This is a genomic window from Isoptericola sp. NPDC060185, assembly GCF_042728595.1.
GTDB lineage: Bacteria > Actinomycetota > Actinomycetes > Actinomycetales > Cellulomonadaceae > Isoptericola.
Genome location: NZ_JBHWYY010000011.1, coordinates 24,434 through 48,795 on the forward strand (window position 1 = coordinate 24,434; position 24,362 = coordinate 48,795).

The window sequence follows — 24,362 nt, forward strand, 5'->3', positions numbered from 1 at the left end:
CGTCGTGCGGCGCCCCACCGGGAAATCTACGAGGGCTCAGGCGGCGTCGCCAGCGCCGCGCACGGCGGCGAGCGACTCCCGCGCGGCGGCCGCGACGGCCTCCGCGGTGATCCCGAACTCGCGGTAGAGCGTCTGGTAGTCCGCCGACGCCCCGTAGTGCTCGAGCGAGACGCTGCGGCCGGCGTCGCCGACCACGTCGCGCCAGCCCTGCGCGATGCCCGCCTCGACCGAGACGCGGGCCTTGACCGCGGCCGGCAGCACCGACTCGCGGTACGCGGCGTCCTGCTTGTCGAACCACTCGCGGCTCGGCATGGACACGACGCGGGCGGCCACGCCCTCGGCCGCGAGCTGCTCGCGGGCCTGCACGGCGAGCTGCACCTCGGAGCCGGTGCCGACGAGGATCACGTCGGGCGTGCCCTCCGTGTCCAGCAGCGTGTAGGCGCCCTTGAGCGTCCCCTCGGCGCCGGCGAAGCCGTCGGCGCCACGCGGGAACGTGGGTACGTTCTGGCGGGTCAGGACGATGCCGGCCGGGTTCGCCGTGTTCTCGAGGATCCCGCGCCAGGCCCAGGCGGTCTCGTTCGCGTCGGCGGGGCGCACGACGTCGAGGCCGGGGATGGCGCGCAGCGCCGCGAGGTGCTCGACCGGCTGGTGCGTGGGGCCGTCCTCGCCGAGGCCGATCGAGTCGTGGGTCCACACGAAGGTCGTCGGGATCTCCATGAGGGCCGCGAGGCGCACCGAGGCGCGCATGTAGTCGGCGAACTGGAGGAACGTGCCGCCGTACGGGCGGGTGAGGCCGTGCAGCACGATGCCGTTGAGGATCGAGCCCATGCCGTGCTCGCGGATGCCGAAGTGCAGCGTGCGGCCGTAGGGGTTGCCGGGGAACTTCTTGGTCGCGTGCTCCACGGGGATGAACGACGGCTCGCCGTCCATCGTCGTGTTGTTCGAGCCGGCGAGGTCGGCGGAGCCGCCCCACAGCTCGGGGAGCACGTCCTTGAGCGCGGTGAGCACCTTGCCGGAGGCGGCGCGGGTGGCGACACCCTTCTCGGAGGCCTCGAACACGGGCAGCTCGTCGGTCCAGCCGGCGGGCAGCTCGTGGGCCACGAGGCGGTCGAGCAGCGCGGCGCGCTCGGGGGTGGCGGTGCGCCACGCGGCGTACGAGCGGTCCCAGGCGGCGCGCTCGTCGGCCTGCCGGCCGGCGACGGAACGCGTGTACTCGAGCACCTCGTCGTCGACGGCGAACGTGGCCTCGGGGTCGAGCCCGAGCGCGACCTTGAGGCCGGCGACCTCGTCGGCGCCCATCGCGGACCCGTGGATGCCGCCGGTGTTCTGCTTGGTGGGCGACGGCCAGCCGATGATGGTGCGCAGCGCGATGAACGACGGCCGGTCGGTCTCGGCCTTGGCGGCGGCGATCGCCGCGGCGAGCGCGTCGACGTCCTCGGCGTAGCCGGTGCCGCCCTGCGTCCAGTCGACGCGCTGCGTGTGCCAGCCGTAGGCGGCGTAGCGGGCCAGCGTGTCCTCGGTGAACGCGATGTCCGTGTCGTCCTCGATGGAGATCTTGTTGTCGTCCCAGATCACCACGAGGTTGCCGAGCTTCTGCGTGCCGGCGAGGGACGAGGCCTCGGAGGTGACGCCCTCCTGCAGGTCGCCGTCGGAGGCGATGACATACACGTGGTGGTCGAACGGCGACTCGCCGGGCGCGGCGTCGGGGTCGAGCAGGCCCCGCTCGCGGCGGGACGCGAACGCCATGCCGACGGCGGAGGCGAGGCCCTGGCCGAGCGGCCCCGTGGTGATCTCGACGCCGGGGGTGTGGCGGTACTCGGGGTGGCCGGGGGTCTGCGAGCCCCAGGTGCGCAGGGCCTCGAGGTCCGACAGCTCCATCCCGTAGCCGGCGAGGAACAGCTGCAGGTACAGCGTGAGCGAGGAGTGGCCCGCGGACAGGACGAACCGGTCACGGCCGACCCAGTGCGGGTCGGAGGGGTCGTGCCGCAGCGTCTTCTGGAACAGCAGGTACGCGGCGGGGGCGAGGGAGATCGCCGTGCCGGGGTGGCCGTTGCCGACCTTCTCGACGGCGTCGGCCGCCAGCGCCTTGATGGTCTTCACCGCGCGGTCGTCGAGCGAGCTCCACTCGAGCGGGGCGACGACGGGGTCGAACGCGTTCACAGATGTGCCTCTTTCCTGCCCGGAGCGAGCCCCCGGGTGATTGCTGCTGCTCTGCCGGTACGGGGCGCCGTCGCGTCGGACACCGCACGGGTCCTGCGTGCGACGGCGGGGCACGGTGGCGAGGGTCCGACCGGGTGGGCGGTCCGCTGTTCACCGTTGTGCAGCACCACCCTAGCGCCGTGCATTCCCGTCACGCCCGTCCCGGGGCTCTCCGTCCCACCAGATGGGCGGGCGTGGACACCGGTGCGGCGGCGGGCCCCGCGGGGGTCGGAGGGAGATGACGACGAGCCGGGCATTTCTCACAGGCCCCCGGGCCTGGCCCGGGCCGCCGGTCCGGTGACCTCGGCGTACGATGAGGCGGCGGCAGACCCACGCCGCCCGAGCTCCCCGGACCCCCAGCCGAGAACGGACAAGCACGCGCGTGAGCACCACGAGCACCACGACGCCCCATCCCTCGACGCCCACCCGTGCCGCGGTGCGGGCGGAGCGGGAGCGTGCCGATGCCGTCCGGGCGGAGCGCCGCGGTGCTCCCGCGGGTCCGGCCAAGGGGTGGCGCGACCGCGTCGGCGCGTACGTCGCGCTGACCAAGCCGCGCATCATCGAGCTGCTGCTCGTCACCACGCTGCCCACGATGATCCTCGCCGAGGGCGGGCTCCCGTCGCTGTGGCTGGTCCTGCTCACCCTGGTCGGCGGCACCCTCGCGGCCGCGTCGGCCAACGTCTTCAACTGCTACCTGGACCGTGACATCGACCAGGTGATGAACAGGACCAAGCGCCGCCCGCTGGCGACGGGGGAGATCACGCCGCGCGCCGCGCTCGTGTTCGCCACCGTGCTCGGGGCCGTGTCCCTGCTGTGGTTCGCGCTGCTGGTCAACCCGGCGTCCGCGTGGCTCACGTTCGCGGCCATCGCGATCTACGTGGTCGGCTACACGATGATCCTCAAGCGGCGCACCCCGCAGAACATCGTGTGGGGCGGCATCGCCGGCTGCATGCCCGTCTTCATCGGCTGGGCCGCCGTCACGGACTCGCTCAGCTGGGCCGCCGTCGCGCTGTTCGGCGTGATCTTCTTCTGGACGCCCCCGCACTACTGGCCGCTGTCCGTGAAGTTCAAGAAGGACTACGCCAACGCCGGCGTGCCGATGCTCCCCGTGGTCGCCACCGACCGCCGCGTCGCGATCGAGATGGTCGCGCACACGGTGGCGATGATCGCCTGCTCGCTCGCGCTGATCCCGCTCGCCGGCATGTCGTGGTTCTACACGGCGGTCGCCGTCCTGTCGGGCGGCTGGTTCCTCTACCTCGTGATCGCGATGCTGCGCCGCGCGGGCCACCCCGAGCGAGGCAAGCTCGGCGCGATGAAGGTCTTCCACGGCTCGATCACGTACCTCACGGTGCTGTTCATCGCCGTGGCCGTGGACGTCTTCCTGCCCTTCTGACGCCTCCCCCCGAGGCATGATGGGCCGGTGCCCGACACGTCGACCGCCCCGACCCTCCCGCCCGCGCTGACGGCCGCGCTGCAGGACTACCTCGCGCACCTCGGCGTCGAGCGCGGGCTGTCGGCCAACACCGTGGCGGCCTACCGGCGCGACCTCGGGCGCTACGCCCGCCACCTCGACGCCACCGGCCGGGCGGGTCTGGACCACGTGGGGGAGCGCGACGTCGAGGACTACGTGGTGGTGCTGCGCCAGGGGTCGGACGGCGGCGCCCCGCTGTCACCGTCCTCGACCGCCCGGGCCCTGGCCGCGGTGCGTGGCTGGCACCGCTTCGCGCACGCCGAGGGCGTCACGCGCGCCGATCCCGCGGCGCAGGTGCACGCCCCGAGCTCCCTGCGCCGCCTGCCGCACGCGCTGTCCGTGGACGAGGTGGCGCGCCTGCTCGACGCGGCCGGGACGGGCGAGGGTGCCGTCCCGCTGCGCGACCGCGCGCTGCTCGAGCTGCTCTACTCCACCGGTGGTCGCATCAGCGAGGTCGTGGGCCTGGACGTCGACGACGTCGACGGGCTGCGCCCCGCCGGCGGCGCCCCGGGGCCCGACGACGAACTCGCCGGCTCCGGCTCGGTGCGGCTGCGGGGCAAGGGGGACAAGGAGCGGGTCGTGCCGGTCGGCTCCTACGCCCGCACCGCCCTGGACGCCTACCTGGTCCGCGCCCGCTCGCCGCTGGCGTCCGCGGGCCGGGGCACGCCGGCGCTGTTCCTCAACACCCGCGGCGCGCGGCTGTCGCGGCAGAGCGCCTGGTCCGTGCTGCAGGGTGCGGCCGAGCGGGCGGGACTGACGCAGCACGTGTCGCCGCACACGCTGCGGCACTCGTTCGCGACGCACCTGCTGGCCGGCGGCGCCGACGTCCGCGTGGTGCAGGAGCTGCTCGGGCACGCCTCGGTGACGACCACGCAGATCTACACGATGGTGACGCCCGACGCCCTGCGCGAGGTGTACGCGGCGGCGCACCCCCGGGCCCTCGGCTGAGCGGTCGCGGACGAAGGGCGGCGCGCCCGGCGTGCCGCCCGGGCCCCGGGAGGGGCTGGGGTAGCGTGACGCAGGTGAGCGAGGGACTCGGGAGCGACACCATGACGCAGACGACCACGAGCGACGCCTCACCGGCCGCGGTCACCGCGACCAGCCCCACGCCGGGCAGTCCGGCCGGGACGGAGGAGCCGCGCACCGACGTCGTCGGGCGGCCGCTGCCCGACTTCCGCGACCCGGCCCCGCTGGCGTCGCACGGGCCCGCGCGCATCGTCGCGATGTGCAACCAGAAGGGCGGCGTCGGCAAGACCACCACGACGATCAACCTGGGCGCCGCGCTGGCCGAGTACGGCCGTCGCGTGCTGCTGGTCGACTTCGACCCCCAGGGCGCCGCGTCGGTGGGCGTGGGCGTCAGCCCGCACGACCTCGACCTCAGCGTCTACAACCTGCTCATGGAGCGCGACGTCAGCTTCACCGACGTGCTGCAGCCCACGAACATCGAGGGCCTGGACGTGCTGCCGGCCAACATCGACCTGTCGGCGGCGGAGGTGCAGCTCGTCGGCGAGGTGGCCCGCGAGTCGGTGCTGGCCCGCGCGCTGCGCCCGGCGCTGGACGACTACGACGTCATCCTCGTGGACTGCCAGCCGTCGCTGGGCCTGCTCACCGTCAACGCGCTGACGGCCGCGCACGGCGTGCTCATCCCGCTGGAGTGCGAGTTCTTCGCGCTGCGCGGCGTCGCGCTCCTCGTGGAGACCATCGAGAAGGTGCGCGACCGCCTCAACCCGGCGCTCGAGATCGACGGCATCCTGCCGACCATGTACGACTCGCGCACGCTCCACTCCCGCGAGGTCGTGGCCCGGGTGCACGAGGCCTTCGGGGACACGCTGCTGCACACCGTCATCGGGCGCACCGTGAAGTTCCCGGACGCCTCCGTCGCCGCCGAGCCGATCACCAACTACGCCCCGACGCACGCCGGAGCCGCCGCGTACCGGCAGCTCGCGCGCGAGCTCGTCGCCCGTGGTGACGCCGCCTGACGTCGCCGCGGAGCCTGCCGCCGACGTCGCGGAGCCCGGGGCGGCGGCCGACGCCCCGCCCGCGGGTTTCGAGGTGCACCTCGCGAACTTCACCGGCCCGTTCGACCTGCTGCTGTCGCTGATCGCGAAGCACGAGCTCGACGTCACCGAGGTGGCGCTCGCGGCCGTGACGGACGAGTTCGTCGCGCACATCCGCGCCGCGGACGCCGCCGCACGCGAGGCGACGGCCCGCGGCGAGGAGCATCCCTCGTGGGACCTCGGCACCGCCAGCGAGTTCCTGGTCGTGGCGGCCACGCTGCTCGACCTCAAGGCGGCGCGGCTGCTGCCCGGCGTCGTCGAGGAGGACGCGGAGGACCTGGAGCTGCTCGAGGCCCGCGACCTGCTGTTCGCCCGGCTGCTGCAGTACCGCGCCTACAAGGAGGTCTCCGGGATCCTCGCCGAGCGGCTCGAGACCGAGGGGCGCCGCGTGCCGCGCTCCGTGCCGCTCGAGCCGCACCTGACGGCCCTGCTGCCCGAGCTCGTGTGGACGCTCGACGGCGCCCGCCTCGCGGAGCTGGCGGCGAAGGCGCTCGAGCCGAAGGCACCGCCGGTCGTCGGCCTCGACCACCTGCACGCGCCGGCGGTGAGCGTGCGCGAGCAGGCCGGGGTCGTCGCGCGCCGGCTGCGGCGCGAGCACGTCGTGACGTTCCGCGCGCTCGTCGCGGGGGAGGAGCGACTCGTCGCGGTGGCGCGGTTCCTGGCGCTGCTGGAGCTGTTCCGGGGCGGCCGGGTCGCCTTCGAGCAGGCCACCGCGCTGGGGGAGCTCACGGTGCGGTGGACCGCCGGCGACGGCGAGCAGGACGGGGACGACGACGGCGCGCTCGCCGCCGGGTTCGAGGAGTTCGACGGGGCCGCGGCGCCAGACGGCGGCCCGGACGTGACGGAGGTCGTGGCATGACGCAGGAGACGGGCACGACCGGCACGGAGGCCGCGGACGAGGCGGAGACCGGCCCCGACGCTGCGGGACCCGCCGAGGCAGGGGTCGCCGACCGTCCCGTGCCCGAGCTCGAGGTCGACGTGGACGAGCTGCCCGGCGGCCTGGCCGCGGCGCTGGAGGCGGTGCTCATGGTCACGGAGTCGCCCGTGCCGGTGGAGCGGCTGGCGGCCGGGGTCGCGCGGCCGGTGCCGGAGGTGGCCGCCGTCCTGGAGGACCTCGCGGCGGAGTACCGCGGCGAGACGGGCGGGCGCCCGCGCGGGTTCGAGCTGCGGGAGGGCGCGGACGGCTGGCGGGTCTACTCCGCGCGGGCGCAGGCCGACGTGGTGGGCGCGTTCGTGCTGGAGGGGCAGTCGTCGCGGCTCAGCCAGGCGGCGCTGGAGACGCTCGCGGTCGTCGCCTACCGCCAGCCGGTCACGCGGGGGCAGGTCTCGGCGGTGCGCGGCGTCAGCGTGGACGGCGTCGTGCGCACGCTGCTCGCGCGGGGGCTGATCGCGGAGACCGGCCAGGACCCGATGACGGGCGCCGTGCTGTTCGGCACCACCGGGGAGTTCCTGGACCGGATGGGCTGGACGTCGCTCGACGCGCTGCCGCCGCTCGCCCCGCACCTGCCCGACGTGGGGGAGGCGATCGGCCTGGACCCGTCCTCGGCCCTGCCCGCGAACCTGTCCGCGGACCCGACCGAGGACGGGCTCGGCGCGTGAGGGGCTGACCTCAGGCGACGGTGGCGTCGACGGTGACGTCGACGTTGCCGCGCGTGGCGTTCGAGTACGGGCACACCTGGTGCGCGCCGGCCACGAGGGCATCGGCGGTGGCCTGGTCGACGCCGGTCATCTCAGCGTGCAGCGCGACGGCGAGGCGGAACCCGCCGTCGTCGGTCGGCAGGAGCGAGACCTCCGCGACGACGGCGGAGTCACTCATCGCGGCCTTCTCCCGTCGCGCGACGACCTTCAGCGAGGAGTGGAAGCACGCGGCGTACCCGGCGGCGAAGAGCTGCTCGGGGTTGGTGGCGCCGCCGGCGCCGCCCATCTCCTTGGGGATGGCGAGGTCGACGTCGAGCAGGCCGTCGTCCGACCGCGAGCGGCCGTCCCGTCCGTCTCCGGTGGCGGTGGCGACCGCGGTGTAGAGCGCGCTCATGCTGGTCCTCCTGGGTAGGCTCTCTAGTAGAGTTACTAGTTCGTCTACTAGACCACGCGTCGTCCGTCGCCGCAAGCATCAGGTGCCGCGACACGGCGCCCGGAGGCGTCGCGGCGTGAGAGGTTGGTGGGATGGGAACCAGGACGGCGGCCGCGACCCCCGAGCGGGCGCCCGCGCGCGGGCGGGTGCGTGACCGGATCCTCGAGGCGGGGAGCCGGCTGTTCTACGCGGACGGGATCCGCGCCGTGAGCGCCGACAAGATCATCGCCGCGGCCGAGGTGTCCAAGGTCACGTTCTACCGGCACTTCCGGACGAAGGACGACCTCGTCGTCGCCTACCTGGACGCGATCGCGGAGGAGGAGCGGGCGCAGCTGGCGCGCCTGCGCGACGAGCACGACGGCGACCCCGGTGCCGCGCTCGCTGCCCTGGCCGACGTGCTGGGTACCGTGGCGCGGGCCCCGGAGTTCCGCGGCTGTGCGTTCGTCAACGCCGGGGCGGAGTACGCCGATCCGGCCCATCCCGTGCGGCAGGCCGTGGCACGGCACCGTGCCCGCTACGCGGGCTTCTTCGCCGACGTCGCGCGCGAGGACGGGGCGGGTGACCCGCACGCCGCCGCCGCCGAGCTGATGATGCTGCGCGACGGCGCCATGGTGTGCGGGGACGTGGACGACGCCCGCGCCGTCGCGCCCCGCCTCGCGTCCGCGTTCGCGGCGGTGCTCGCGGCACACCGGCGGACGGCGCCGTCGGGCGGAGCCGGCACGACCTGAGAGAATCGGGCACCATGAGCACCGAACGCCGCGGCGGGAGCCGCCGCACCAGCCGCCCCCAGGGACCCTCAGCGCAGCGCTCGCAGCGTCCCCGCAAGCCCGCCCCCCGTCGCCCCGCCCCGCGCTCCGGCGAGCCGGACCGCGACGTCCACGTCGCCGACGGCGTCCGCCTGCAGAAGGTGCTCGCGCAGGCCGGCCTGGGCTCGCGCCGCAAGTGCGAGGAGCTCATCGCCGAGGGGCACGTCGAGGTGGACGGCGTGCTCGTCACCGAGCTCGGTGTGCGCGTGGACCCCGCGAAGGCGCAGGTGCACGTGGACGGCATGCGCATCCAGCTCGACGCGTCCAAGGTGACGATCGCGCTCAACAAGCCGCTGGGCGTGGTGTCGACGATGAGCGACCCGGACGGCCGCCCGACGCTCGCCGACCTGGTCAAGGACCGCCCCGAGCGCCTGTTCCACGTCGGCCGGCTCGACGCCGACAGCGAGGGCCTGCTGCTGCTCACCAACGACGGCGAGCTCGCGAACCGCCTCGCCCACCCGCGGTACGAGATCCGCAAGACCTACCTCGTCACGGTCACGGGCGGCGAGTTCTACCCGCGCCACGCCAAGCAGCTGACCGAGGGCGTGGAGCTCGATGACGGCCTCGCCCGCGCCGACAAGGTGCGCGTCGTGGACGCCGTGCCCGGTGAGACGATGCTCGAGGTCGTGCTGCACGAGGGCCGCAACCGCATCGTGCGCCGCATGCTGGACGCCGTCGGCTTCCCGGTGACCCGCCTCGTGCGCACCCGCATCGGCCCCATCGCCCTGGGCGACCTGCGCGTCGGGCGCACGCGGGTGCTCGGGCGCACCGAGCTCGGCACCCTCATGCGCGACGTCGACATGTGACGTCACGCCCCCGTCCTCCCGTCCTCCCCGCCCAGCAGAACCCGCGCGGTACCGCCGCGCGACAACAGAAGGTGAGCTCTCACGTGGTCGTCATCGCCGTCGACGGTCCCTCCGGGTCCGGCAAGTCCAGCGTCTCGAAGGCGGTGGCGGCCCGGCTCGGGCTCGCCTACCTCGACACGGGCGCCATGTACCGCGCCGCGACGCTGTGGTGCGTCGAGAGCGGCGCGGACCTGGCCGACCAGGCCGCCGTCGCCGACGCGGTGCGGGCCATGCCGCTGGACATGGGCGTGGACCCTGCGGCGCCGACCGTGCACCTGGGCGGGCGCGACGTCGCCGAGGCGATCCGCACCACCGAGGTCTCCACCGCCGTGTCGCAGGTGGCGACCAACCTCGAGGTCCGCGCCGAGCTGCGCCGGCGCCAGCGCGCCGTCATCGAGGCGGAGAACGCGCCCGGCGGATTCTCGGACGGGCACGGCATCGTGGCCGAGGGGCGCGACATCACGACCGTCGTCGCCCCCGACGCGGACGCCCGCGTGTTGCTCACCGCCAGCGAGGAGGCGCGCCTGCGCCGCCGCTCCCTCGAGGTGCACGGCGCGGCCGACGCCTCCGCCGTCGAGGCCACGCGCGACCAGGTGCTGCGCCGCGACCGCGACGACTCGACGGTCAGCCAGTTCCAGGTCGCGGCCGACGGCGTCGCGACCGTCGACTCGTCCGACCTCGACTTCGACCAGACGGTCGACGCCGTCCTGGCCGTCGTCGCGCAGGTCACCGCCTGACCCGACCCGGGCACGGCGCCCCTGTCGGCGCGCCCGCCGCGGCCCCCGTCGCACGGCCTTCCGGCCGGGTGACGGGGGTCTCGTTCGTGACACGCCGCCGGGCCTGGGAGAATGGTGCCCATGACCACTCCCGCCGACGGCTCCGTGCCCGCTGCCGAGCCCACCGACGACCCGACCACCGCACCCGCGGACGCCGCCGAGGCGGCGGAGCCCGCGCGCGACGCGGTGGCCGAGGTCCTCGAGTCCGAGGGTGACGACGAGGCGCGCGAGCGCGCGCTGCGCGCGGGCCTGGAGGACTTCGAGCTCGACGAGGCCGACCGTGCCCTGCTCGACGCCGAGTGGGACGAGGAGGGCTTCGGCAGCGGCGAGGCGCCGCTGCCCGTCCTCGCCGTCGTCGGGCGACCGAACGTCGGCAAGTCGACGCTGGTCAACCGCATCCTCGGCCGCCGCGAGGCCGTCGTCGAGGACACGCCGGGCGTCACGCGCGACCGCGTCAGCTACCCGGGCGAGTGGTCCGGGCGCGAGTTCACCCTCGTGGACACGGGCGGCTGGGAGGTCGACGTCGCCGGCATCGAGTCCAAGGTCGCCGAGCAGGCCGAGGTGGCGGTCGCCCTCGCCGACGCCGTGATCTTCGTCGTCGACTCGACGGTGGGCGCGACGTCGACGGACGAGCGCGTCGTCGAGCTGCTGCGCCGCTCCGGCAAGCCCGTCGTGCTGTGCGCCAACAAGGTGGACGGCCCCTCCGGCGAGGCGGACGCCGCGTACCTGTGGTCGCTCGGGCTGGGCGAGCCGCACCCCGTCTCCGCGCTGCACGGGCGCGGCACCGGCGACCTGCTCGACGCCGCCATGAAGGTGCTGCCCGAGGTCTCCGAGCACGGCGAGCTGCGGCCGGCCGGCCCGCGCCGCGTGGCGCTGGTCGGGCGCCCGAACGTCGGCAAGTCGTCGCTCCTGAACAAGATCGCCGGCGCCGAGCGCGTCGTCGTCGACGAGACCGCCGGCACCACCCGCGACCCCGTCGACGAGCTCGTCGAGATCAAGGGCGTGCCGTACTGGTTCGTCGACACCGCCGGCATCCGCCGCCGTGTGCACCAGACGCGCGGCGCGGACTTCTACGCCTCCCTGCGCACGCAGGCCGCGATCGAGAAGGCGGAGGTCGCCGTCGTGCTCGTCGACGCCTCGCAGCCGATGACGGAGCAGGACACGCGCGTCATCTCGCAGGCCGTCGACGCCGGCCGCGCGCTCGTCATCGCGTACAACAAGTGGGACCTCATGGACGACGACCGTCGCCCGTACCTCGAGCGCGAGATCGACAAGGACCTGGTGCAGGTGCAGTGGGCGCCGCGCGTCAACGTCTCCGCCCGCACCGGCTGGCACACCGACCGGCTCACGCGCGCGCTCGAGACGTCGCTGGAGTCCTGGGACACCCGCATCCCCACCGGCCGCCTCAACGCCTTCCTCGGCGAGCTCGTCGCCGCCCACCCGCACCCGCTGCGCGGTGGCCGCCAGCCGCGCATCCTGTTCGGCACACAGGCGTCGACGCGCCCGCCGCGATTCGTCATCTTCGCGACCGGGTTCCTCGAGGCCGGGTACCGCCGGTTCATCGAGCGTCGCCTGCGCGAGACGTTCGGCTTCGAGGGTTCGCCCATCGAGATCAGCGTGCGGGTGCGGGAGAAGCGGCGCCGCTGACGCCGCCGACGAGCCAGCGATGAGGCTGCGATGAGTTCTGCACCGCTCGGCCGCCGGGGTCGCCTGCTGCGCCTCGGCGCGGCACGCGACACCTCCGCAGTGCGGCACCTGGTGACCTTCCTCGTCGTCACCGTGGCGACCGTGCTGGTGACCCGGTTCCTGCTCGCCGCCTCGGGCTACCCGCAGGTGGGCGGCGGCGGGCTCCACGTCGCGCACGTCCTGTGGGGCGGGCTCGGCATGGCGCTCGCGGTCGTGGTGCTGCTCTCGTGGGTGGGCCCGGCCCTGCGTGCGGTGGGCGCGGTGCTCGGCGGGGTCGGCTTCGGGCTGTTCGTGGACGAGATCGGCAAGTTCGTCACCTCCGACAACGACTATTTCTACGCGCCGACGGCGGCCCTCATCTACGCGGTCGTCGTGGTGCTGGTGCTCCTCGTCGAGGCGCTGCACGGGCGGCGCGCCCATCACCCCGCGGAGTACCTCGCGGTGGCGACCGACCGCGCCGTCGCCGGGGTCGCGGGCGGGTTCACCGACGCCGAGCGCGAGGAGGCCCGGGGCCTCGTGGCGCGCGGCCGCGGGGAGCCGGCCGCCGACGAGGTCGCGGCGCTGGTGGAGGCCGTGCCGGCGGACGACGTGGCCGTCCCGGACCCGGTGCGCGCCCTCGTGCGGCGCGCGTCCGCGTGGTTCGCCGACGCGATGGAGCACCGGTGGGCGGCCGTGGCCGTGACGGTCGCCGTCCTGGGCACCGCGACCGCCTCGTCGGTGGTGGGGCTGCGCGTGCTGGTCGGCGGGGTCGACGCGCCGTCGTGGGTCGGCGCGGGCATCCTCGGGGCCGTCGCCGCGACCGTCGCGTGCGTCGTCCGGGGGACGCTGGTGGGCCCCCGCGACCACCGCGCCGGGGCGGTCTGGGTGCGCCGCGGCGTCCTCGTCAGTCTGCTCGTCACGCAGCTCCTGGCGTTCCGCGCCGTGCAGTGGGCGGCGGTCGCCGGGCTCGTCGTGGACCTGGTGGTCCTGGTCGCCCTCGGCGTCGCCCTCGGGCGGGACGACGAGCGGCGGACGGCGCGGCCGCCCGCCGCCTGAGCGCCGGTCGTGAGATGCGCCACCCGGGCTTGCCAGGGCGGCGCGGGGCGTGGCACGGTCGTCGATGACGAGCGAATTGCTCGCGTGCTCTGGGGTCGGTGAAATTCCGAGCCGGCGGTGAAAGTCCGCGACCCGGTCACAGCCTGTGACCGGTTGACCAGGTGGAACTCCTGGACCGACGGTCAAAGTCCGGATGGGAAGCGCACGCGACGGCTCCCCGTCCGGTCCGTCCCCGGGCCCCGTTGTGGGCCCCCTGCCACTCGTCGTGGCGGTGCGCGACCGGCCGGCGCGAGCACGTCCGACCCCGCCTTCCTGCACCCCGGGGTCCGCGACCGGACGACAGGGGCAGGACAGATGGAGCAGGCGCAGCCGGGTGACGTCACCGAGGCGGAGCGCGCCGCGATGCGCCGGGCGCTGGAGCTCGCCGCGCAGATCCCCGCCGCCGGGCCCAACCCCCGCGTGGGGTGCGTGCTCCTGGCCGCCGACGGCACGACGATCGCCGAGGGCTACCACCATGGCGCGGGCACGCCGCACGCCGAGGTCGAGGCCCTGCGCGCCGCCGCCGAGCGCCTGGGGCCCGCCGCCGCACGCGGTGCGACCGCCGTCGTCACCCTCGAGCCCTGCAACCACCACGGCCGCACCGGTCCCTGCGTGGACGCGCTGCTGGACGCGGGCGTCGCCCGCGTCGTGCACGGCGCGCACGACCCCAACCCGGCCGCCGCGGGCGGCGCGGCCCGGCTGCGCTCCGCGGGCGTCGACGTCGTCGGGGGTGTCCTGGCCGACGAGGCCCGCGCGCTCAACGCCACGTGGACCCGCGCGCTCGAGCTCGGCCGCCCCGTCGTGACCTGGAAGGTCGCGAGCACCCTGGACGGGCGGGCCGCCGCCGCCGACGGCACGTCCCGCTGGATCTCCGGCCGTGCGGCCCGCCACGACGTGCACCGCCTGCGCGCGGCCGCGGACGCCGTCGTCGTCGGCACCGGCACCGCGCTGGCCGACGACCCCGACCTCACCGTGCGGCACGTGCCCGGCCCGCAGCCCGAGCGGGTCGTCGTCGGGCTGCGCGAGCTGCCGTCCACCTCCCGGCTGGCCCGTGCCGCGGCCGCGGGGGAGCCCGTGATGCACCTGCGCACCCACGACCCGCACGAGGTGCTGGACCTGCTCTGGTACCGCGAGCACCGGCACGTGCTGCTCGAGGGCGGCCCCGCCCTCGCCGCCGCCTTCTGGCGCGCCGGTCTCGTCGACGACGTCGTCGCGTACGTCGCGCCCGTGCTGCTCGGCGTCGGCGCCCCCGCCGTCGCCGACCTCGGGATCGGCACCATCGCGGACGCCGCCTGCCTCGACCTGCTCGACGTGGCCGTCCTGCCCCAGGACCCGGCCGACCCCACCGACACCCCCACCGTGCGGCTCGTCATGCGGCCGCGGAAGGAGCGCTGAGCCATGTTCACCGGCATCGTGGAGGAGCTCGGCACCGTCGTCGCCGTGCGCGAGCACGCCGACGGGGCCCGACTCACCGTCGCGGCCGAGAGGGTGCTCGAGGGCGTCCGCCTGGGCGACTCGATCGCCGTCGACGGCTGCTGCCTGACCGTCGCGGGGACCGGCGCGCACGACGGCCGCACCACCTGGACCGCCGACCTCATGGCGGAGACCCTGCGCCGCACGAGCCTCGGGCGCCGCGCCCCGGGCGACCGCGTCAACCTCGAGCGGGCGCTCGCGGCGGACGGGCGGTTCGGCGGGCACGTCGTGCAGGGGCACGTCGACGGTGTCGGCACCGTCCTGGCCCGGACGCCGGGCACGCAGTGGGAGGTCGTCGAGGTAGCGCTGCCGGCCGACCTGGCCCGGTACGTCGTGGCGCAGGGCTCGATCGCCGTCGACGGCGTGAGCCTCACCGTCGTGGCCGCCGGCGACGCGTCCTTCACCGTGAGCCTCATCCCCGAGACGCGGGCCCGCACCACCCTCGGTTCCCGTGGTGTCGGGGAGCAGGTCAACCTCGAGGTCGACGTCCTGAGCAAGTACGTGGAGAAGCACCTCGCTCACGGGCTGACGACGGCGGGAGCGGCGCTGTGAGCGCCGCCGTCGACCGGGTCGCGCGGGCGATCGCCGACGTCACCGCCGGGCGACCCGTCGTCGTCGCCGACGACGCCGATCGCGAGAACGAGGGCGACCTCATCCTCGCCGCCGAGGCCGCGACCCCCGAGCTCATGGGCTTCCTGGTGCGGCACACCAGCGGTCTCGTGTGCGTGGGCGTCGCCGGGGACACGCTCGACCGGCTCGGGCTGCCCCTCATGGTGGAGGCCAACCAGGACGCCTTCCGCACCGCGTACACCGTGACCGTGGACGCCGCCGCCGGCGTCACGACCGGCATCTCCGGCGCCGACCGGGCCCGCACCGCGCGCCTGCTCGCCGACCCGGAGACCGCGCCCGCCGACCTCACCCGGCCCGGCCACGTGCTGCCCCTGCGCGCCCGCCCCGGCGGCGTGCTGGAGCGGCGCGGGCACACCGAGGCCGCCGTCGACCTCGCGCGCCTCGCCGGGCGCGGGGAGGCCGGCGTGCTCGCCGAGCTGGTGCACGACGACGGCACGATGATGCGGCTGCCCGCGCTGACCGAGTTCGCCGCCGAGCACGGGCTCACGCTCATCAGCGTGGCCGACCTCGTCGCCTACCGGCGGGCCACCGAGGTGCTCGTCGAGCGGGTCGCGGTCACCACCCTGCCCACCCGGCACGGCGAGCTCACCGCCGTCGCCTACCGGGACACGCGGACCGGCGACGAGCACGTGGCCCTCGTGGCCGGGCCGCTCGACGCCCTCGCCGACCCCGCCGCCGCACCCGTGCTCGTCCGGGTGCACTCCGAGTGCCTCACCGGCGACGCGTTCGGCAGCCTGCGCTGCGACTGCGGGCCCCAGCTCGACGAGTCGCTGCGCCAGGTCGTCGCCGCCGGTCGCGGCGTCGTCGTCTACCTGCGCGGGCACGAGGGACGGGGGATCGGCCTGGCCGCCAAGCTCGCCGCCTACGCCCTGCAGGACGCCGGGCGCGACACCGTGGACGCCAACCTCGACCAGGGGCTGCCCGCCGACGCCCGCGACTACACCGCCGCGGCGCACGTCCTGCGCGACCTCGGCGCGCCGCGCGTCCGGCTGCTCACCAACAACCCCGCCAAGGTGGACGGTCTCGTCGCCGGGGGAGCGGACGTCGTCGAGCGCGTCCCGCTCGCGCTGCCCGCCCATCCCCGCACCCTCGGCTACCTGCGCACCAAGCGCGACCGCATGGGCCACGACCTGCCCCACCTGACCGAGCCCCGTCCCGACATCACGCCCGCCACCGGAGGAACCCCGATGCACCGCACCCCGACCACCGTCCCGCTCGCCGCCGGGGCCACCCGATGAGCGGCGCCGGCGCCCCCGCCGTCGCGCCCGTCGACTGCTCCGACCTGCGCGTGGCCGTCGTCGCCGCGAGCTGGCACACCACCGTGATGGACGGCCTGCTCGACGGCGCCCTGCGGGCCTGCGCCGACCACGGCGTCGCCGACCCCCGCGTCGTGCGCGTGCCCGGGTCGTTCGAGCTGCCCGTCGCCGCGCAGGCGCTCGCGGCGGCCGGGTACGACGCCGTCGTCGCGCTGGGCGTCGTCATCCGCGGCGGCACCCCGCACTTCGACTACGTGTGCGCCGCCGCGACCGACGGCCTCAACCGCGTGGCCCTCGACCACACCGTGCCCGTGGGCTTCGGCCTCCTGACGTGCGACGACGAGCAGCAGGCCCTCGACCGCGCCGGGCTGGATGGCTCCCACGAGGACAAGGGGTACGAGGCCGCGGCCGCCGCGCTCGCCACCGCCCGCGTGCTCGGCGAGGTCCGCGACGCCCGTCTCGCCGGTGCTCGCGTCGATGCAGGAGCAGCCTCCGACCTGGGGTAGTATTTCGGTCGGCCCTCCGGGGTGACACGCAGTGTCACCGTGCTGGGCCGACGGGCTGTGGCGCAGCTTGGTAGCGCACCTGACTGGGGGTCAGGGGGTCGCAGGTTCAAATCCTGTCAGCCCGACGTCGTGACTTGGTCTCTGACCTGCGAATGAGCAGGTCAGAGACCAGTTTCGTTTCCGGAGAGTGCTGGTGACCCAGAGTGAGAGGTCGCCAGACATGGCCAACAGTCCAGAAACAGTCCAGAAACCCCTCGCCGGCGTGCCCGGAGACGGTGGTTCGCGGTGCCGGCCACGGCAGCGGGTCCGAGTCGGTCTGGCGCGGGTGGAGCGGGTCGCACACCTGAGGTGCATGACCGCTTCCATCACGCCTCGCGGCGGGCTCGAGCCGCTCATGAGCATCGGCGACCTCTCGGATCTCATCGGGGTGCCGGTCAAGACGATCAAGGACTGGCGCATCAAGGGCGAGGGCCCGGTCGCGTACAAGATCGGCAACCACCTGCGTTACGCCGCGTCCGACGTCAGGTCGTGGCTGTCCCAGTGTCGCGAAATGTCGGCGGGCACGTCGACGACGACAGGGTTGCGGTGATAGGCCGTGGCTCGACCTCGAATCCCGATCGGCACGCACGGCGACATCCACTACGAAGAATCCGACACCGGCCGGATCACGGCGGTCACGATCTTCCGCGATTTCGACGGCCGTAACCGTAAGGTCCGGGCGACAGGTCAGTCGCGGAGCGAGGCGAAACGCAACCTCAATGCGAAGCTCGCGCGTAAACAGCTCGCTTCCGGCAGCGGTGACCTGACCGCCGACTCGTTGTTCACCGTCCTCGCCGAGGCATGGCTTGAGCATCTGGACGAGACGAACAAGCTCGCCGTCTCCACCCGGTACCGCTACGAACGCGACCTGCGCACGCTCGTCCTGCCGGCGCTCGAGAACTTCACGCTGCGAGAGATCACGGTGCGCCGGGTCGACCGGATGCTTCAGGACCTCAACAAGCGCAGCTACAACCGGGCACAGAAGGCGAAGGTCGTCCTCAATCTCTGCTTCAAGCTCGCGGTGCGGTGGGAGGTGGTGGACCGCAACCCGGTTCGTGACGTCGCCACGCTGGAGAAGCCGGTGAACGAGACAAAGGCGCTGTCGCTGGAAACGGTGGAGCAGATCCGGGCTCTCGTCGCGGCCTGGCAGGCCGGCGCCGGCTACACCTCGGGCCCCAGGCCCGACGGCCAGGTGTTGGCCGTCATCGAGACGATGCTCGGCACCTCGGCCCGGATCGGCGAAGTTCTGGCCCTGCGGCGTCAGGACGTCGACCTGGTGTCCGAGCACCCGAGCGTGACTATTGCAGGGACGGTCATCTCGATCGACAAGGGGCGCACGTTCCGCCAGGACCACCCCAAGACGGCTCGCTCCACCCGGACCGTGTTCATCCCGAAGTTCGCGGCCACCGCGCTCGCCGCTCGTCTCGCAAGGATCGGGGATGTGGCGCCGGATCACCTGGTGTTCTTCACACGGACCGGCACTCCGATCTCGACCAACAACTTCCGTCGGACGCTGCGCCGTGTACTTCAGGGAACCGAGGCCGAGGGGGTCACGCCGCACGCGTTCCGCCGCACGGTCGCGACGACGGTCGAACGCGCGGTCGGCATCGACCTCGCGGCCGAGCTGCTCGGACATACCTCGACCGAGATCACGCGTGTGCACTACATCGAGCCCAACCAGTACGTGGACTCGACGACCGCGGTGGTGTTGCAGAGATCTCTGCGGCCTGGAGCCGAGCCGATGGACCCGACTGCGCCGAGAGGGAAGCGGACGGCGGGGCCGAAGAAGTCCGATACGTCCGGACGTGGCGACGCCCCCGCAGCGTGAACACGCGGAGGGGCCGGATTCCCGCGCTGCTGGGTGCCGGCCCCTTGTCGGTTCGGTCATCGCTCGAGGCCGGAGGACCCGTGGGCGCGGCGAGGGCGCAGCCGCGGAGTCGACGAGTCCGGCTGTCGGTCACCGCTTCGGACGAGGTTGGCGGTCGGTTCCGTCACTCGCATTGGCTCGGAGACGTCCGCAAAGTGGTACGTCATGCCTGAGCGCCGGCCGCGGGTGGTGATGTTGGCGAAGGCGTCGGCCAGGTCGTGGTCGAGGCGGTCGGAGGTGGAGGTGACGGTCACGGCGGCGGGCCCCCAGGCGAGGGGATCGGAGCCGATGGTCCCGAGGACCTGGTCGACGTGGTTGTCGAAGTAGGTGTTGACCTCCAGGTCCCTCCCGTCGACGCGGATGCTGATGGTGCGGTCGAACTGCTCCGACCTCGTGTCGGCGTGCTCGGGGCGGCGTCGTAGGACGAGGAGATCGGTGGTCAGGTCCAGCCCGGGGAGCTGGCGATGGGTACCGGCCGGCAGGCGGACGGCCCCGAGCAGGTCCCCGCCGAGGTGTAGTTGTGTGCGAGTCCTGGGGTAGGGGTTGTCCATCAGGTCGTGCGAGGCGAGCAGCACCGTGAACCCGCCGGGGCTCGTCAGGTGCTGCAGGGTGGCGGCGAGCTTCGCCTGGCCGGCGCGGCGTAGGACGACGTGGGCGGGGTCCTGGAGGCGCACGTCGTTGTACGGCAGGGACGCGATGACGACGTCGTACCGGTCCCCGATTCGGGGGACGGTCTCGTGGGCCGGTGTCTCGGCCCCGGGAGCGTGGTCGGGGGTGATGTCCGCGACCAGAGAGGTGAACGAGTGCCCGTCGGTGTGCGGCAGGCCGAGCAAGGTCGCGGCGTCTTCCCCGACGGCTAGCACCCGCCCCTGGTCGAACTTCAGGCCGCGGAGCATGGCCCACAGATGGGTCGCGATGATTCGATACGCGGGACGTGCGGAGGTGGCGACGTGGTCGTCGAGCGCGATCTCGTCCGCCTGACGACGCAGGTCGCGCAGGTCGCGGCCGTCGTCGTGCGGTTCGGTGGACATCACCATCCTCCGTTCCAGCGCTGCGCCTTCGCGTCTTGTGCCCTGCGCGCCGCTCGTGCCTGGGCGGCGCGACGGGCGGCCACATCAGCGGCGACGAACGCGGCGAAGTCCGCGCGCCGGTCGGTGATGGGCCGCTCCTCGACGGCCTCCGCCGCCGGCTCGCCAGGCCAGGAAGTGGTGCGGGTGGGCCGATCCCGGTCCAGGCGGGTGCCGCAGGTGGACACCCACTCGCGTAGGCGCTCGCGGGCGTCAGCGAAGTCGGCGTGCCAGGCGATCGGCCCGGAGCCCGAGCCGCCCGGCTCGAAGCAAGCGAGCCAGTGCGTGTGCAGTGCGGACAGCTCCCACACCAGCTCGGGGTGGCGGTGCCACAGCGGTGGGACGATGGTCGGCGGCAGCCCGTAGGTCGTACGCAGCCAGCCCACGAACCTGTCCAGTGCGCGCCACTGTGCCTTGGCCTCGGCCGGTGTCAGGGTCTGCCAGTCGACGGGCTCGACCTCGCCCGATTCCTCCACGGCGTCATTCATGTCTGCCGTGAGTTCGGCCTCGGAGGCCGCGAGCAGCTCGTCGGTGACCAGAGCCTCCCGCCGTCCACCGTCCTCGGAGCGCAACTCCCAGGGAACCTCGCCGTCCACGGTCACAGCCTGAGGCCGTGGTCCGACGTCGTCGCCGTACGCGATACAGCGGGCCGGCCGGCGACCGGGGCCGTGGGCGGGGGAGGAGGTGGCGGGACGTGGCGTCCGGCCTCGACGGGTGTCGGCTCAGCGTTGCCAACGGGGAACGGCGCCGTGGGTTGAGCCTCGTGCTGCGGGCTGGTGGAGGGCCGCTGCACGTCGTAAGTGGTGCGGGCGAGGTCGTGCCCGATCCTGCGGGCGATGAACTGCTCACGTTCAGCGGGCTGGGCCGGCGGTTCGGCGTACCGGACATCGACGTAGCCATGGGCGACGAACTGGTCGCCCTTGCGGAACTGGTCAGCGGCCCGCTCGGCCGTCTTGCCGAAGACCAGCAGGTCGTGGAACGAGTTGTCGAGCCTGGTGAACGTGCCGTCCTGCTCGCGTCGCCAATGCTCTACGCCGACTCGGTAGTGGACCCGGGTTGTTCCGGCGTCGGTGAACGAGACGTCCGGGTCTGAGGCGACGAACCCCGCCAGGGACTGTTGCACCGGAATGCTCATGGCGACCTCCGCACATCGAGCAGCGCCGTCGATGTCGGCGCCCGCTTCAATGGACAGGTGTGCGCCCGGTGCCAGCGCAATCGGTACAGGCCGATCACGCTCGGCGCAGAGATCGTTCGACGACGGCGCGCTCGGCGCTGAGTTCGGCGGAGTCAGGTCGCTTGGTCCAGGCGCGCAGGTCGGTGACGAGTGGGGGAGCGGACCGCAGGAGCACGAGCGCGGCGCCGAACGGCAACATGCGGATCGTTTCGGGCGGCATCACGGGCACGCGGCGCACGGAACGTTGGACGGAGCGCGATCCGTGGTCCCCGCGGGAGACGGTGTCGGTGGTGTCGTCTCGCTCGCCGATGAGGGCGGAGACGTCTTGGAGGTCCTTGGCGACGGACGCCCCACCCAGGACGACCTTGACGATCGAGGCGTCCCAGATTGCGCCGGCGTTGTGGTCGCCCCACTTGGCGCGCGCCTGGGAGAGTGACTGCAGCACGGGCATGGTGGTGATGCCGGTGCCGCCGCCCTCGGCCATGAGCACCGGCAGGGACGGCAGTGGGGAGAGGTTGCCGATCTCGTCGAGCGCGAGCAGGAGCGGCGGGTCGAGGCGCGCGCCGGGGGACGCGGCGGCCAGGGTCCGGGCGGTCTCGACGAGGTCTTCGATGAACGCCGCGACCAACGACCAGGAGGCCGACGCGCCCGCCCCGGTGGACAGCAGGTAGAGCGTGCCGTCGGAGCGTAGAAACTCTGCCGGGTCGAACGACTCACCGTCGCGCGGGGTCACGGCGTCCATGACCCGCGGGTCGGCGAGGCAGGTCAGGGCGAGTGAGACGCCCATCCAGATCGAGTCCCGGGTGCGGGGGTCAGAGCTGATGGTGGACTCCAGGGACTCGGCCCAGCCGGGGGCGGCGTTCGGGTGGGACGACAGGATCGCGACGGCGTCGGCGGCCGCGGACGGCGACAGAGACCAGGCGAACAGGTCTCTGGGAGAGCAGTGCCCGAGTGCCGCAGCATGCAACAACGCCTGCAGGGCGGTGCGGGTCTTGCCCTCCCAGAACCCGCCGGACTCCACTCCACCGGTGGAAAGCCCGGTGGCGGAGCTGAACCCGGTGGCGCGGATCATCGCGATCAAGGGGTTCTCGCACCCGCGTACCGGGGACCATCGAAGTCCGGAGGGCAAGCCTTCGGCCAGGTGCTGCGGGTCGAAGACGGCGACGGGGCCGCGTCGCTGCCGCGCCCGCAAGGTAGCGGTGAGGTTGTCCGGTCGGGTCGAGGTCGTGATGACCGGCCCGGGGGCGTCGAGGATGGCGTTGATGACCACGTGCAGGCCCTTGCCCGAGCGGGGCGGGCCGAGCACGAGGATGGAGTCCTCGACCGACGCCCACACGGTCTTTCCCCTGGAGGTCCCGAGCAGGTAGCCGACGTCGGCGGGCGTGGGCTTGGTCAGCGATGGCCGCAGCGCGCCCGACCGTCCGAGCAGTGCCCTGGTCGAGGCGACCTTGGCGACGTCGCGGCCGGTTGCGGTTCCCGGGAGCCGGTGCGGGTCCCGGGTCGCCCTGGTCGGGTCGCGTCGCAGCAGGCGCCCGACGCCGAATGCCGCCGCGCTGGCCGCGGCGAGCAACGCCGCGACCGCGACCCAGTACAGGACCGGATTCAGGTCGGGCGTGCCGAGCAGGGCGCCCGGGTCGGCGGGCGTGAGCAGTACCCGCACCCCGGCGGCCAGGCTCGCGGTCGGCGGCTCGACGCCGGAGGCCAGGGCGGCGACGTCACCGGCCACCCGCAGCATGGCGGCGAGGACGACAGTGCCGATCAGCAGGATGAGCCCGAGTGTGGTCAGGTCGTCCCCGCTCTGGGAGGATGCCGGGCCGTTCAAGCGACACCTGCCGCGAGGGCATCGACGGCGGGCTCGTGGACGACCACCGTGCCGGAGGTGCGGCCGAGCAGCACGACCGCGGACGGCAGCCGCTCCAGGAGGGGAGCGGGCAGGGGCAACGCCGCCCGGCCATCGTCGTCGGCGTCGCGTGCCGCCACGACGACGGCCACGCACACCTGCTCGCCGGGCAAGAAGCCCCTACCGACGATGCCGAGCGGGAACTCAGCGTGCGACGTCGACTCTGGGACAGATGCCGATGGTGAGATCGGCCCTGACACGGTGGGAGGGAATGGCTCGGGCTCGCAGATCTCCGTGTAGATGCCGCCCTCGGGGTTGACCGCGACGACGTGCACGGCCTGGTCGAGGTCGAGCGCGACGAGCCGTCCGACGTCGCGCGGGTCGCGGAGGTTGATCGCGGCCGGCGGCTCGGGCAGGTCGTAGGGCTTGCCGTCCACCGTCGCCTCGGCGGTCCAGTCCGGCCTGTAGGTGATGTGCAACCTCGGCAGGTCGGTCTGCGGGTCGTCGCGCTTCATCGTGTCACCGCCGTCGACCGGGATGCGGCCCGGGGTCGTGCGGGAGCAGGAGCCTCGCGCGTGCGAACGGCCTGTTCGCGGGCTGCGGCCAGTCCGGGTGGCTCGCCGTCGCCGATCTGGTGGGTGTCGAGCCGGTCGAGGATCGTCACGGCGGCCTTGCGTGCCCGTTCGGCGGTCGCGGTCACGACATCGAACGGCGTCTTGTCGCGGACGGTGCTGGCCCAGCTCGTCACGTACGGCACCGAGAACGCGGAGGTGTCCATGCCGTGCGCGGCGCCGATCATCAGCGCGACGGTCTCGGCCTCGACCTCGATCACGCCGCGATGCGCCTGGGCATCGGCTGCGTCCGGAGCGTGGAGGCGCACGTGCCCGAGCTCGTGCGCGAGGGTCTTGACCCGCGCCGCGTCGTCCATGTCGTCGCGGATGAACACAGTCTTGGCCTGGAAGTCGGTCTGGCCGTTCGCTCCGCCGATTCCCGCCGGGGCCGGGGTCGAGTGCAGCGCGAACCCGTCACCACTGACCTGCGCGGCCAGCCCGTCCCACAAGCCCTCCGGTGCAGCGCCGTCGAGTAGCTGCGGCAAGGGCGGTTCTGGGATCGGGTCACCGTCGGTCTGGCTCACGTCCCACACGTGCGTGGGCCTGGTGCCCTTGAGCCGGGAGCGCACGATCTCGCACGGTTCGGGCTGTTCGCCGCGGGCCAGTAGCCGCCACGGTCCACTGTCGGGGTAGGCGGTCGCGTAGCGCGCCGTCACCGGAGCGAGGATCACGTACCCCGCCTGCCCCCGCATCACCTGGCGCCCCAGCCGCTGCCATTGCCGATACCCGGCGACAAATGTCGGCTCCGGAGCGGGCACCCGACCGGCCTCGTACGCCTCGGCATGTTGAACGAGGATTAGGACGGAGTTGTTGAACGAACGCGTCCGAAACCTCGCCGCGAACTCCACGGCCCGCCGGAACGCGTCACCGGAGGTCATCGCCTCCACAGCGACCGCGAGACGCTCGTGGGCCCT

At 73.8% G+C, this 24,362-nt stretch carries 24 protein-coding genes, 1 tRNA gene and 1 riboswitch; of the genes, 17 read left to right on the forward strand and 8 right to left on the reverse strand.

The window, feature by feature from the left end:
- Nucleotides 1-36: 36 nt before the first annotated feature.
- Nucleotides 37-2,160: a transketolase gene (gene tkt, locus ACFWDO_RS06430; protein ID WP_380315285.1), complete on the reverse strand. Its 2,124-nt coding sequence runs from the start codon at nucleotides 2,158-2,160 to the stop codon at nucleotides 37-39.
- Nucleotides 2,161-2,581: 421 nt separating this feature from the next.
- Here tkt and ACFWDO_RS06435 point away from each other — a divergent pair, with 421 nt between their 5' ends.
- The 5 genes from ACFWDO_RS06435 to ACFWDO_RS06455 all read left to right on the forward strand — a co-directional run bounded on the left by ACFWDO_RS06435 (nucleotide 2,582) and on the right by ACFWDO_RS06455 (nucleotide 7,326).
- Nucleotides 2,582-3,592, forward strand: a complete 1,011-nt coding sequence (locus tag ACFWDO_RS06435; RefSeq protein WP_380315282.1) for a heme o synthase — start codon at nucleotides 2,582-2,584, stop codon at nucleotides 3,590-3,592.
- A 27-nt stretch (nucleotides 3,593-3,619) separates the two neighbouring features.
- A complete protein-coding gene (locus tag ACFWDO_RS06440; protein ID WP_380315279.1) occupies nucleotides 3,620-4,618 on the forward strand; it encodes a site-specific tyrosine recombinase XerD in 999 nt (332 codons plus the stop codon).
- A 65-nt stretch (nucleotides 4,619-4,683) separates the two neighbouring features.
- Nucleotides 4,684-5,649, forward strand: coding sequence for a ParA family protein (locus ACFWDO_RS06445; protein WP_380315276.1), 966 nt, complete (start codon nucleotides 4,684-4,686; stop codon nucleotides 5,647-5,649).
- Nucleotides 5,633-6,586, forward strand: a complete 954-nt coding sequence (locus tag ACFWDO_RS06450) for a segregation and condensation protein A (protein WP_380315273.1) — start codon at nucleotides 5,633-5,635, stop codon at nucleotides 6,584-6,586. The genes ACFWDO_RS06445 and ACFWDO_RS06450 overlap by 17 nt, the downstream gene beginning before the upstream one ends.
- Nucleotides 6,583-7,326 (forward strand): SMC-Scp complex subunit ScpB, encoded by a 744-nt coding sequence (locus ACFWDO_RS06455; RefSeq protein WP_380315270.1) that lies wholly within the window; start codon nucleotides 6,583-6,585, stop codon nucleotides 7,324-7,326. The genes ACFWDO_RS06450 and ACFWDO_RS06455 overlap by 4 nt, the downstream gene beginning before the upstream one ends.
- A 10-nt stretch (nucleotides 7,327-7,336) precedes the next feature.
- On the opposite strand, the gene ACFWDO_RS06460 is transcribed toward ACFWDO_RS06455, so the two are convergent.
- Nucleotides 7,337-7,759 (reverse strand): organic hydroperoxide resistance protein, encoded by a 423-nt coding sequence (locus tag ACFWDO_RS06460; RefSeq protein ID WP_380315267.1) that lies wholly within the window; start codon nucleotides 7,757-7,759, stop codon nucleotides 7,337-7,339.
- A 131-nt stretch (nucleotides 7,760-7,890) separates the two neighbouring features.
- On the opposite strand from ACFWDO_RS06460, the gene ACFWDO_RS06465 reads away from it, so the two are divergent.
- The 12 genes from ACFWDO_RS06465 (at nucleotide 7,891) to ACFWDO_RS06520 (ending at nucleotide 18,717) form a co-directional block, all read left to right on the forward strand.
- Complete coding sequence (locus tag ACFWDO_RS06465) at nucleotides 7,891-8,526, forward strand: TetR/AcrR family transcriptional regulator (protein ID WP_380315264.1); 636 nt, start codon at nucleotides 7,891-7,893, stop codon at nucleotides 8,524-8,526.
- Nucleotides 8,527-8,540: 14 nt separating this feature from the next.
- The gene (locus ACFWDO_RS06470) at nucleotides 8,541-9,410 is read left to right on the forward strand and encodes a pseudouridine synthase (RefSeq protein ID WP_380315261.1); all 870 of its coding nucleotides are present in this window, start codon (nucleotides 8,541-8,543) and stop codon (nucleotides 9,408-9,410) included.
- A 71-nt stretch (nucleotides 9,411-9,481) separates the two neighbouring features.
- The gene (gene cmk / locus ACFWDO_RS06475; RefSeq protein WP_380315258.1) at nucleotides 9,482-10,186 is read left to right on the forward strand and encodes a (d)CMP kinase; all 705 of its coding nucleotides are present in this window, start codon (nucleotides 9,482-9,484) and stop codon (nucleotides 10,184-10,186) included.
- Between the two features lie 120 nt (nucleotides 10,187-10,306).
- Nucleotides 10,307-11,872 carry a ribosome biogenesis GTPase Der gene (der, locus tag ACFWDO_RS06480; protein ID WP_380315255.1) on the forward strand — a complete coding sequence of 522 codons (1,566 nt, stop codon included), beginning with the start codon at nucleotides 10,307-10,309 and terminating at the stop codon, nucleotides 11,870-11,872.
- Nucleotides 11,873-11,902: 30 nt separating this feature from the next.
- Nucleotides 11,903-12,946: a hypothetical protein gene (locus ACFWDO_RS06485; RefSeq protein WP_380315252.1), complete on the forward strand. Its 1,044-nt coding sequence runs from the start codon at nucleotides 11,903-11,905 to the stop codon at nucleotides 12,944-12,946.
- A gap of 80 nt (nucleotides 12,947-13,026) precedes the next feature.
- A riboswitch (FMN riboswitch) is annotated at nucleotides 13,027-13,156 on the forward strand.
- Between the two features lie 144 nt (nucleotides 13,157-13,300).
- On the forward strand, nucleotides 13,301-14,380 hold the full coding sequence (gene ribD / locus ACFWDO_RS06490) for a bifunctional diaminohydroxyphosphoribosylaminopyrimidine deaminase/5-amino-6-(5-phosphoribosylamino)uracil reductase RibD (RefSeq protein WP_380315249.1): 1,080 nt from the start codon (nucleotides 13,301-13,303) through the stop codon (nucleotides 14,378-14,380).
- A gap of 3 nt (nucleotides 14,381-14,383) precedes the next feature.
- Nucleotides 14,384-15,010 (forward strand): riboflavin synthase, encoded by a 627-nt coding sequence (locus tag ACFWDO_RS06495; RefSeq protein ID WP_380315247.1) that lies wholly within the window; start codon nucleotides 14,384-14,386, stop codon nucleotides 15,008-15,010.
- Complete coding sequence (locus tag ACFWDO_RS06500) at nucleotides 15,007-16,326, forward strand: bifunctional 3,4-dihydroxy-2-butanone-4-phosphate synthase/GTP cyclohydrolase II (protein ID WP_380315244.1); 1,320 nt, start codon at nucleotides 15,007-15,009, stop codon at nucleotides 16,324-16,326. The genes ACFWDO_RS06495 and ACFWDO_RS06500 overlap by 4 nt, the downstream gene beginning before the upstream one ends.
- Complete coding sequence (gene ribH / locus ACFWDO_RS06505) at nucleotides 16,323-16,850, forward strand: 6,7-dimethyl-8-ribityllumazine synthase (RefSeq protein WP_380315240.1); 528 nt, start codon at nucleotides 16,323-16,325, stop codon at nucleotides 16,848-16,850. Before ACFWDO_RS06500 ends, ribH begins: the two co-directional genes overlap by 4 nt.
- A gap of 51 nt (nucleotides 16,851-16,901) precedes the next feature.
- A tRNA-Pro gene (locus tag ACFWDO_RS06510) sits at nucleotides 16,902-16,975 on the forward strand.
- Between the two features lie 227 nt (nucleotides 16,976-17,202).
- Nucleotides 17,203-17,439 (forward strand): helix-turn-helix domain-containing protein, encoded by a 237-nt coding sequence (locus ACFWDO_RS06515; protein ID WP_380315237.1) that lies wholly within the window; start codon nucleotides 17,203-17,205, stop codon nucleotides 17,437-17,439.
- Between the two features lie 6 nt (nucleotides 17,440-17,445).
- Nucleotides 17,446-18,717 carry a tyrosine-type recombinase/integrase gene (locus ACFWDO_RS06520; protein ID WP_380315234.1) on the forward strand — a complete coding sequence of 424 codons (1,272 nt, stop codon included), beginning with the start codon at nucleotides 17,446-17,448 and terminating at the stop codon, nucleotides 18,715-18,717.
- Nucleotides 18,718-18,773: 56 nt separating this feature from the next.
- On the opposite strand, the gene ACFWDO_RS06525 is transcribed toward ACFWDO_RS06520, so the two are convergent.
- The 6 genes from ACFWDO_RS06525 to ACFWDO_RS06550 form a co-directional block, all read right to left on the reverse strand.
- Nucleotides 18,774-19,787, reverse strand: coding sequence for a hypothetical protein (locus ACFWDO_RS06525; RefSeq protein WP_380315231.1), 1,014 nt, complete (start codon nucleotides 19,785-19,787; stop codon nucleotides 18,774-18,776).
- Entirely contained in the window at nucleotides 19,787-20,419 is a 633-nt protein-coding gene (locus ACFWDO_RS06530; protein ID WP_380315228.1) for a hypothetical protein, read from the reverse strand. Before ACFWDO_RS06530 ends, ACFWDO_RS06525 begins: the two co-directional genes overlap by 1 nt.
- 2 nt (nucleotides 20,420-20,421) lie before the next feature.
- Nucleotides 20,422-20,958, reverse strand: coding sequence for a single-stranded DNA-binding protein (locus ACFWDO_RS06535; RefSeq protein WP_380315225.1), 537 nt, complete (start codon nucleotides 20,956-20,958; stop codon nucleotides 20,422-20,424).
- A gap of 94 nt (nucleotides 20,959-21,052) precedes the next feature.
- On the reverse strand, nucleotides 21,053-22,819 hold the full coding sequence (locus tag ACFWDO_RS06540) for a type IV secretory system conjugative DNA transfer family protein (protein ID WP_380315222.1): 1,767 nt from the start codon (nucleotides 22,817-22,819) through the stop codon (nucleotides 21,053-21,055).
- On the reverse strand, nucleotides 22,816-23,352 hold the full coding sequence (locus tag ACFWDO_RS06545; RefSeq protein ID WP_380315219.1) for a hypothetical protein: 537 nt from the start codon (nucleotides 23,350-23,352) through the stop codon (nucleotides 22,816-22,818). Before ACFWDO_RS06545 ends, ACFWDO_RS06540 begins: the two co-directional genes overlap by 4 nt.
- Complete coding sequence (locus tag ACFWDO_RS06550; RefSeq protein ID WP_380315216.1) at nucleotides 23,349-24,326, reverse strand: ImmA/IrrE family metallo-endopeptidase; 978 nt, start codon at nucleotides 24,324-24,326, stop codon at nucleotides 23,349-23,351. The genes ACFWDO_RS06545 and ACFWDO_RS06550 overlap by 4 nt, the downstream gene beginning before the upstream one ends.
- Between the last annotated feature and the right edge of the window lie 36 nt (nucleotides 24,327-24,362).

Bases quoted from the DNA above. Each gene is read 5' to 3' on its own strand.
- ACFWDO_RS06455 (WP_380315270.1), top strand. From the start codon at position 6,583: ATGACGCAGGAGACGGGCACGACCGGCACGGAGGCCGCGGACGAGGCG.
- ACFWDO_RS06460 (WP_380315267.1), bottom strand. From the start codon at position 7,759: ATGAGCGCGCTCTACACCGCGGTCGCCACCGCCACCGGAGACGGACGG.
- ACFWDO_RS06465 (WP_380315264.1), top strand. From the start codon at position 7,891: ATGGGAACCAGGACGGCGGCCGCGACCCCCGAGCGGGCGCCCGCGCGC.
- ACFWDO_RS06470 (WP_380315261.1), top strand. From the start codon at position 8,541: ATGAGCACCGAACGCCGCGGCGGGAGCCGCCGCACCAGCCGCCCCCAG.
- der (WP_380315255.1), top strand. From the start codon at position 10,307: ATGACCACTCCCGCCGACGGCTCCGTGCCCGCTGCCGAGCCCACCGAC.
- ACFWDO_RS06485 (WP_380315252.1), top strand. From the start codon at position 11,903: ATGAGTTCTGCACCGCTCGGCCGCCGGGGTCGCCTGCTGCGCCTCGGC.
- ribD (WP_380315249.1), top strand. From the start codon at position 13,301: ATGGAGCAGGCGCAGCCGGGTGACGTCACCGAGGCGGAGCGCGCCGCG.
- ACFWDO_RS06495 (WP_380315247.1), top strand. From the start codon at position 14,384: ATGTTCACCGGCATCGTGGAGGAGCTCGGCACCGTCGTCGCCGTGCGC.
- ribH (WP_380315240.1), top strand. From the start codon at position 16,323: ATGAGCGGCGCCGGCGCCCCCGCCGTCGCGCCCGTCGACTGCTCCGAC.
- ACFWDO_RS06515 (WP_380315237.1), top strand. From the start codon at position 17,203: ATGACCGCTTCCATCACGCCTCGCGGCGGGCTCGAGCCGCTCATGAGC.
- ACFWDO_RS06525 (WP_380315231.1), bottom strand. From the start codon at position 19,787: ATGTCCACCGAACCGCACGACGACGGCCGCGACCTGCGCGACCTGCGT.
- ACFWDO_RS06535 (WP_380315225.1), bottom strand. From the start codon at position 20,958: ATGAGCATTCCGGTGCAACAGTCCCTGGCGGGGTTCGTCGCCTCAGAC.
- ACFWDO_RS06545 (WP_380315219.1), bottom strand. From the start codon at position 23,352: ATGAAGCGCGACGACCCGCAGACCGACCTGCCGAGGTTGCACATCACC.
- ACFWDO_RS06550 (WP_380315216.1), bottom strand. From the start codon at position 24,326: ATGACCTCCGGTGACGCGTTCCGGCGGGCCGTGGAGTTCGCGGCGAGG.